Annotated in this window: 9 protein-coding genes and 1 pseudogene; 7 read left to right on the top strand and 3 right to left on the bottom strand. The window is 66.1% G+C overall.

What is annotated here, in order from left to right:
* The 5 genes and pseudogenes from M6689_RS01815 to M6689_RS01795 form a co-directional block, all read left to right on the top strand.
* A pseudogene (locus M6689_RS01815) lies at positions 1-310 on the top strand (hydrogenase); the annotation flags it as partial.
* A gap of 3 nt (positions 311-313) precedes the next feature.
* A complete protein-coding gene (locus M6689_RS01810; protein WP_298267114.1) occupies positions 314-955 on the top strand; it encodes a hydrogenase in 642 nt (213 codons plus the stop codon).
* 4 nt (positions 956-959) lie between these two features.
* Positions 960-2,396 carry a proton-conducting transporter membrane subunit gene (locus tag M6689_RS01805; RefSeq protein WP_298267113.1) on the top strand — a complete coding sequence of 479 codons (1,437 nt, stop codon included), beginning with the start codon at positions 960-962 and terminating at the stop codon, positions 2,394-2,396.
* Positions 2,393-3,910, top strand: coding sequence for a hydrogenase (locus M6689_RS01800; RefSeq protein WP_298267111.1), 1,518 nt, complete (start codon positions 2,393-2,395; stop codon positions 3,908-3,910). The genes M6689_RS01805 and M6689_RS01800 overlap by 4 nt, the downstream gene beginning before the upstream one ends.
* A gap of 20 nt (positions 3,911-3,930) precedes the next feature.
* Positions 3,931-4,686 carry a hydrogenase gene (locus tag M6689_RS01795; protein WP_298267110.1) on the top strand — a complete coding sequence of 252 codons (756 nt, stop codon included), beginning with the start codon at positions 3,931-3,933 and terminating at the stop codon, positions 4,684-4,686.
* 62 nt (positions 4,687-4,748) lie between these two features.
* On the opposite strand, the gene M6689_RS01790 is transcribed toward M6689_RS01795, so the two are convergent.
* The 3 genes from M6689_RS01790 to M6689_RS01780 form a co-directional block, all read right to left on the bottom strand.
* Positions 4,749-5,243, bottom strand: a complete 495-nt coding sequence (locus M6689_RS01790) for a cytochrome P460 family protein (protein ID WP_298267107.1) — start codon at positions 5,241-5,243, stop codon at positions 4,749-4,751.
* A 92-nt stretch (positions 5,244-5,335) separates the two neighbouring features.
* Positions 5,336-5,842, bottom strand: a complete 507-nt coding sequence (locus M6689_RS01785) for a hypothetical protein (protein WP_298267104.1) — start codon at positions 5,840-5,842, stop codon at positions 5,336-5,338.
* A gap of 29 nt (positions 5,843-5,871) precedes the next feature.
* Positions 5,872-6,321 carry a hypothetical protein gene (locus tag M6689_RS01780; protein WP_298267101.1) on the bottom strand — a complete coding sequence of 150 codons (450 nt, stop codon included), beginning with the start codon at positions 6,319-6,321 and terminating at the stop codon, positions 5,872-5,874.
* 269 nt (positions 6,322-6,590) lie between these two features.
* Between M6689_RS01780 and M6689_RS01775 the strand changes: the two genes are divergently transcribed.
* Positions 6,591-6,869 (top strand): type II toxin-antitoxin system Phd/YefM family antitoxin, encoded by a 279-nt coding sequence (locus M6689_RS01775; protein WP_298267098.1) that lies wholly within the window; start codon positions 6,591-6,593, stop codon positions 6,867-6,869.
* On the top strand, positions 6,859-7,128 hold the full coding sequence (locus M6689_RS01770; protein ID WP_298267095.1) for a Txe/YoeB family addiction module toxin: 270 nt from the start codon (positions 6,859-6,861) through the stop codon (positions 7,126-7,128). The genes M6689_RS01775 and M6689_RS01770 overlap by 11 nt, the downstream gene beginning before the upstream one ends.
* The last annotated feature ends 258 nt before the right edge of the window (positions 7,129-7,386 follow it).

The following is a 7,386-nucleotide window of genomic DNA, read 5'->3' as shown; positions in this document are numbered from 1 at the left end:
CCTGGAGCTCACCATGATCCACGAGGTGATGGTGCTGGACCACAGCGGGCCGGCCTTCGGCCTCATCCTCTACGGCGCCGCCCTCAAGCTCTTCGTCCTGGGTGCCTTCTTCATGAACGTCGCCCTCCCGCTGCGGACCGGCAATCCGTGGGCCGACTGGGGGGTCTTCGTGGCGTCGATGCTCCTGCTGGCGGTGGCCATCGGCGTGGTGGAGTCGGTCATGGCGCGGCTGCGGCTGATCCGGGTGCCGCAACTCCTGGTGGCGGCCACGATCCTCTCCGCCTTCTCCATGCTCCTGATCCTGAGGTAACCCATGGATTCCCTTGCCGATCAACTCCTCGTGCTGGTCATGCTGTTCAACTTCATCGTCCTCGGGTCGAGCCGGATGGCCTTCTGCATCCGGGCGGCGGCGGTGCAGGGGGTGATCCTGGGGGTCCTTCCCGGCATCATCCACTCCTTTTCCTGGCACCTGGTGGCCATCACCACCGGGATCATCGCGGCCAAGGGGATCGTCATCCCCTGGCTGATCAGCGATGCCGTCCGCAAGGCGGGGATCAAGCGGGAGGTGGAGCCGTTCATCGGCTACGTCCCGACCCTGATCCTGGGCGCCATCGTCACCGCCCTGGCCTTCGTCTTCGCGGAGCGGCTTCCCCTGGCCCCCGAGCACCGGGACCTCCTCTTCGTCCCCGCCGCCATCGCCACCCTCATGACCGGCTTCCTGGTGCTGACCACCCGGCGCAAGGCCATCTCCCAGGTGATCGGCTACCTGGTGCTGGAAAACGGCATCTTCATCTTCAGCCTCCTGCTCACCACCGCCATGCCGGTGATGGTGGAAGCGGGGGTGCTCCTGGACCTCCTCGTGGGGATCTTCGTCATGGGGATCGTCATCAACCACATCAGCCGCGAGTTCTCCTCCATCGACACCTCGCGCCTGAGCGCCCTGAGGGAGGAATAGGCCGATGCTGACCGCCGCCGTTCTCCTGCCGCTCGTGGGCGCCCTGGCCGCCTGGATCGTCCCGGGCAACCGGCTCCGTCCCCTGGTGCTGCCGGCCGTCGCCATCCCGCACCTGGTCCTGACCCTGGCACTCCTGGCGTGGACCCCGCCCCCCTCCCCCCAGGGGTGGATCCATCTGGACCCCCTCGGCAAGATCGTGCTCCTCTCCATCAGCATCCTCTTCCTGGTCTGCGCCGTCTACGCGGTGGGGTACCTGGCCTACCGGCGGGACCGCTCCAACCGGGTCCTCTGCATGGGGATGCTCGCCTGCCTCTCGGCCATGACCCTGGTGACCGCCTCCCAGCACCTGGGACTCCTCTGGGTGGCAGTGGAGACTACCACCGTCACCATGGCCCCCCTCATCTACTTCAACCGCAACGCCCGCTCCATCGAGGCGACCTGGAAGTACCTCCTCATCTGCTCCGTCGGGATCGCCCTGGCGCTCCTGGGGCTCTTTTTCCTCGCTTACGCAACGCTTGTGGCCCAGCGGGACGCGACGCTGCTCCTCGGGCCGATCCTCGCCTCGGCGCGGGAGCTGAATCCGGGGTGGCTCCACGCCTCGTTCATCTTCATGCTGGTGGGTTTCGGCTCCAAGATGGGGATCGCGCCGCTCCACTCCTGGAAGCCCGATGCCTACGGCGAGGCGCCGGGGCTCGTGGGGGCGCTCCTGGCGGGGGGGCTGGTGAACTGCGCCTTCCTGGCGATCCTGCGGGTCTACCAGATTAGCCTCGCCGCCGGCGGCGAATACCTCTTCTTCCAGAAGGCGCTCCTGGCCATGGGGCTTCTCTCCATGGGATTCGCGGCGGTCTTCATGGCGCGCCAGGCCGATTTCAAGCGGATGCTCGCCTACTCCAGCGTCGAGCACGTGGGGATCCTGGCCGTGGCCCTGGGGCTCGGCAAGGGGGCCCTCTTCGGGGCGCTCTTTCACCTGCTGAACAACGGCCTCACCAAGGGGGTCCTCTTCCTCTCCTCCGGCAACATCCACCGCAGCTACAACAGCAAGAGCACCGAGGTGGTCCGGGGCGCCCTGGGGCGGCTACCCTGGTCCGCGGGGCTCTTCCTGGCCGGCTTCATCGCCATCACCGGCTCACCGCCATTCTCCCCCTTCGTGAGCGAGTTCACCATCGTGAGCAGCGCCTTCGTGGAGGGGCGGTACCTGGCGGGGGGGCTCTTCCTTCTCTTCCTCGCCATCGTCTTCATCGGCATGGCCCTGACGGTGCTACCCCTCGTCATGGGGGAACCCCCGGCCGACGCGGAGCGAACCGACTACCGCGACCGCCTCCTGACCGTGGGGCCGCCCCTGGCCCTGCTGGGGCTCATCCTCATGCTGGGGGTCTGGCTGCCGGAGCCCTTCCAGCGGCTCCTGCGGGACGGGGCCGCGCTCCTGGAGGCGAGGCCATGAACGACATTTTCCGCACGCTCCACAACGGCTCCGCCATTCCCTTCGACGAGGTGCCGCGCCTGGAGGTGACCGCGTTCCTCCAGGCGATCATCGACGCCACCGACCGGGGATGGCGCGTCTCCTCCTACTTCGGCATCCCGACGGAGAGTGGGGCGACCCTCTGCTGCGTCCTCTCCTCCAAGGCCGACGGCCTTATCGGGATGGCGGCGGCCGACGTGGCCGGCTCCTTTCCCTCCATCGCCCGCCTCGTCCCCCAGCTGCAGCTCTTCGAGCGGGAGATCGCCGAGCAGTGCGGCATCCCCGCCGAGGAGCACCCGTGGTTCAAGCCGGTCCGGTTCCACCACTCCTTCGTCCCGGGGCGCGACGCCTGGGGCCGCAATCCCGGCGACCCGATCCTCCCCGGCGTCATGGAGTTCTACCGGGTGGAAGGGGAGGAGGTCCACGAGGTGGCGGTGGGGCCGGAGCACGCGGGGATCATCGAGCCGGGGCACTTCCGGTTCCAGTGCCACGGCGAGGAGGTCTTCCACCTGGAGATATCGCTGGGGTACCAGCACCGGGGGATCGAGCAGGGACTCGTCGGCGGCCCCGATCCCCGCACCCCGTTCCGGATGGAGACCATCGCGGGGGACACCACAATCGGCCACATGCATGCCCACTGCATGGCCATGGAGGCCCTCTCCGGCACCCGGGTCCCGGCCCGGGCCGAGGCGCTGCGCGGCATCGCCCTGGAGCTGGAGCGGCTGGCAAACCACACCGGGGACCTGGGGGCCATCGCCGGCGACGTGGGGTATCTCCCCACCGCCTCCTTCTGCGGGAGGATCCGGGGGGATTTCCTCAACATGACCGCCGTCCTCTGCGGCAGCCGCTTCGGCCGTGGACTCGTCCGTCCCGGCGGGGTCCTCTTCGACCTGGGGGAGGCGGAGCGCGACGACCTCCTGGCCCGCCTCGACGCGGCCCGGGCCGACCTGGAGAACGCCGTGGAGCTCCTCTGGAGCACGCCGTCGGTCATGAGCCGGCTGGAGAACACCGGCGCCGTCTCCGCCGACACCGCCCGGGAGCTGGGGCTAGTGGGGCCCGCCGCTCGGGCCTGCGGACTCAACCGGGACGTGCGGCACGACTATCCCTACGGCATCTTCCGGATGGCCCAGATTCCGGTGATCACCACCCACCACGGCGACGTCTGCGCCCGGACGACGGTCCGGTGGCTCGAAGCGGGGAAATCCCTCGACTTCATCCGGGATCAGCTCCGGCAGCTGCCGGGGGGAGGGTGCCGGAACGAGCCGGGCCCCCTCCAGGGGAACCGGGTCGCCGTGGCCATGACCGAGGGGTGGCGGGGCGAGATCTGCCACGTGGCGATCACCGACGACGCCGGGCGCTTCCTCCGCTACAAGGTGACCGACCCCTCGTTCCACAACTGGGCAGGGCTCGCCATGGCGCTGCGGGGGGAGCAGATTTCCGACTTCCCCCTCTGCAACAAGAGCTTCAACCTGTCGTACTGCGGGTTCGATCTGTAGTCGTCTGAAAGGGATTCAAAGTGCTGAGAGAGATCATCGCACGGCTGAAGCAGGGACACCGGACCATGGCCTATCCGAAGGAGCCGGTGCAGCTTCCCGAGCGGTTCCGGGGATACCCGGAGTTTCCCGCCAGGGTGGAGCGCGCCGACGGCGAGGCCTGCGCCGCGGCCTGCCCCCACGGGGCCATTACCTGCGACGGCGGCATCGCCCTGGACACGGGGCTCTGCCTCTTCTGCCCCGAATGCACCGCCGGGGAGTACGTCCGCTTCACCACCGACCACCGGCTGGCGGCCACCCGGCGCGAGCACCTTCTGGTTCGCTCCGGCGGCGAGCACCAATTGGCCCGCCCCCTGGAGCCCCGGCTCCGCTCCCTCCTGGGGCGCTCCCTCAAGTTCCGCGAGGTGAGTGCCGGCGGCTGCAACGCCTGCGAGGCTGACACCAACGTCCTCTCCACCATCGGCTGGGACCTGGGGCGCTTCGGCATCCAGTTCGTCGCCTCCCCCCGCCACGCCGACGGCCTCTGGGTCACCGGACCGGTGACGGAGAATATGCGGGAGGCCCTGCTGATGACCTGGGAGGCGATCCCGGGGCCGAAGATCGTCGTCGCCTGCGGCGCCTGTGCCATCGGCGGCGGACCTTTCGCCGGCTCGCCCGAGGCCCGCGACGGGGTGGACGGCATCCTGCCGGTGGACCTCTACATCCCCGGCTGCCCCCCCCATCCCGCCGCGATCCTGGACGGGCTGCTGCGGCTGGTGGGGAAGATCGAGGGGGAGTGACGGGAGATCGGAGAGAGGAAGCAAAGAAAGGGGGAGCCTTTGGTGGCTCCCCCTTCGTGCGTTCATGGGACGGTGGCGAGGTGGGTGAAGATGAAGTCGTTGTCCTTCACGGGGGTGTGGCAGCCGAAGCACTCCCGGACGAAGGAGGGGTCCTTCCCGTAAGGCCTTAGCTCCTTTCCCACGAACCGGGCGAACCCCCAGCCGCCGGTGGCTTTGAATTTCGTCCCGTCCTTCACCATGAATTCCACCTGTGCGAAGGGGCCGGGGACCGTCGCGACCGGGAACTTCGGAAGCTTCTCCGCGTTCCAGGCGAGCTTGGCGAAGGTGGCGCCGTCAGGGAAGGGGCGCGTCCCCTCCCTCAGGGCCTTCAGCGCCGTCGGATTGCCGAGGATGAGACGTATCTGTCCCTTGTCGTCGCGGTACGAGGGGGCCACCGCCTCCCAGGAGCGGTAGCCGGTGAGATAGGCAATCCCGTTGGGGGCCACGGGAAGCTCGCCGGCGCCGGTTGCGGCCGTGCCGGCCAGGGTCAGGGCGATGGCTGCGAGAATCCGTTTCATGGCTACCTCCGGTGCAGGGTAGGGTTGAAGAAGGGGGGGCTGCTCCCTCCAAGTGTACCACGTGCCGGGGGAGGCGCCATGGCTGGTGAGTGTCAGGGAAGTGGCCGGCCGCGGCCGAGGCGGTCGAGGGCCGCCGCCACCGTCTCCTGGTGCGGCAGCCACGCGCGGGCCGCGTCGAACCGGCTCCAGGAGGAGCTGCATTCGAAGCCGGCCGTCGGCTCCAGGGCCTGGCAGGCCCGGGGCCGGTCGGCGAAGGAGAGGGCGCAGCCGTCGTCACGTAAAAAGACGCACTCCCCGGCGCCGGGGATGGCGCAGATGCTCCCCGCCCCCTGCTCGGCCCGGGTGGCCGGCCGGGGGTAGAGGATGATCCGGTCCGGGTCGCCCCGCTCCCCCTTCCCGGGATCGTAAGGGACGCCGTAGTGGGTGTCGAGAACCCAGAGCCCGGAGGCTAGAAGGTCGCAGAGCGCCCCCGCCGGGTCCGGGGTGGCGAGGAAGCGCCCCGGGGCCTCGATCCCCGGCCTGGTCCGGCAGCACTCGCCGCCGCAGGCGCCGCAGAGGGTGGTGCTCTCGTTGTTTGGAACCGGCGATTCCTGGGTCATGGGTAGGTGGAATGGGCCGCCATGGGCTGCTATTGGCGTGTCAGCGCATCGATTTCCTGCTCCAGAAGGGCCGCTCTCTCCTTCTCCTTCTTGATCTCGGCGAGCTTCTCGTAGTATGCCGCGCGCCAGCGGGCGGGGGAGCTGAGGGGATTCTTGTTGACGTACGGGTTGTCCTCGGCTGTTGCCTTCCCTTTGGCCCTTTTCTCCTCGAACTCTTTCACCTCTTCCTCGGTAGGCGTCCTTCCCTTGCTGACCATCCATTTATGGCGCAGCTTCGCCAGCTCCGCCCGCTTGGCCGCCACCCCATCCTGAAGCGCTTTCAATTCCAGAACCAGGCCCTGACGCTTCGCGTTGCCGTCCTTCGACTCAACGCCGGCAGCGGAATCGGCGGGAGCGGGCTGCGCTGACCGGGCCTCCAGGATCGGGGTGAACCAGACCGCCATGACAACGAACCCAACGACAAATCGCAAACTCTTCATAATTATTCACCTTTCAGTGATCTGGTCAAGGAGCACCTGCCCATCCTTGCCATTAAAAGTGCACAGCACTCGTGTAGGATAATTGGGTACAGGGCGTCAAGAGTTTTGTTTACGCGGCATGTCGCGATTGTTCCACAGAATGTTCGCGGCCCCGGACCAAATTGACAGCCGGCTCGGGACTGCCTCTCTGCTTTCTGCACACAAAATTCTTGCCAAGAACTATATTGTGCTGTACTGTGTTCCTGTACAACTTAAATAGGAGAATATAAATGCTGAAGACAACCTATACAAACGCTCGTGCGAACTTTGCTGGCTTGTGCGATGAAGTGACCAAAAACAGGGAGATCGTCATTATTGGTCGTCGTAGTGGTGAAAGTGTAGCCATGATTTCCGCAGATGAGCTTGAAAGTTTAGTCGAAACTGCTCATCTCATGCGCTCCCCAAAGAACGCGCAACGGCTTCTCGCCTCCCTGGAACGAGCCTTAAAACGTCAGGGAGAGCCCTCTACTTCCGAAAAGCTCCGGAAAGAACTCGGTCTTGAAAAGTAAGCGCAGAGAAGCTGTATTCCAGCCGGAGTTCCGTGAAGACCTCCGTTATTGGATCGAAGTCGACCGTAAGGCCGCCTTGCGTGCGTTCGATCTGATCGAAGCCATCATGCGCGATCCCTTTACAGGCATTGGCAAGCCTGAACCGCTCAAATATCTTTCCCCCGGCGTCTGGTCCCGTCGTCTAACCCAAGAGCATCGCCTCGTATACCTAGTTCGCGACGACCGGATCGATTTCCTTCAAGCTCGTTATCACTATTAAAGCTCTCTGGTTACCTCCGGAAAACTAGGGACACTCCCCTGTTTTCTTTCGGGGACGTCCCGGTTGGGAAAACTAGGGACATCCCCCTGTTTTCTTTCGGGGACGTCCCGGTTTGCCGGGTTTCAGCGATTGATTCAACTGAAACTCCAACCTGTCTATGAAAGATTCCGAACCGAACGGCCGTCCGGTTCTGGTAGCTTTGCGAATGGCGTTATCAGTCTCTTCATCCTCCATGATCACGAATTCGGAATACGCTCG

The organism is Geobacter sp., from assembly GCF_027327745.1.
Classification (GTDB): domain Bacteria; phylum Desulfobacterota; class Desulfuromonadia; order Geobacterales; family Geobacteraceae; genus Geobacter.
Note: the sequence above shows the minus strand (reverse complement) of the source record. Positions and strands in the feature narration are given on the sequence as shown.